Annotated in this window: 1 pseudogene; it reads left to right on the top strand. The window is 76.1% G+C overall.

What is annotated here, in order from left to right:
- Nucleotides 1–306, top strand: a pseudogene (locus tag ADL25_RS50595) (hypothetical protein); the annotation flags it as partial.

The raw sequence follows: 306 nt of genomic DNA, 5'->3' as shown, positions 1-306 counted from the left end.
CCGTGCGGACGTGGATCACCGCAGTGGAGGCCGCCTCCCTGATCTGGCTCGACGAGGACAAGCAGCCACCGGTGGACGAACTGCGGGACTGGCTCGTGGGGCAGTTCCTGGCATGCCGGGGGGCCGGCGCCCGGCGCGATCCCCAAACCCCCGCCGTGGGGGGCGGGGCACTGGCCCTGGGGAGGGGCGACGGGGGTCGCTTGGGCTCTCCCGAGTGCCAGTGCGCCCCCCCCCAGGGCGGCTGTCTGCGTACGGCGGCCGCCGCCGGCCCCCGGGCATGCCACAAACGGCCCCCCGAGCCAGTAC

It is taken from the genome of Streptomyces sp. NRRL F-5122 (assembly GCF_001507435.1).
Taxonomy (GTDB): Bacteria; Actinomycetota; Actinomycetes; order Streptomycetales; family Streptomycetaceae; genus Streptomyces; species Streptomyces lannensis.
Note: the sequence above shows the minus strand (reverse complement) of the source record. Positions and strands in the feature narration are given on the sequence as shown.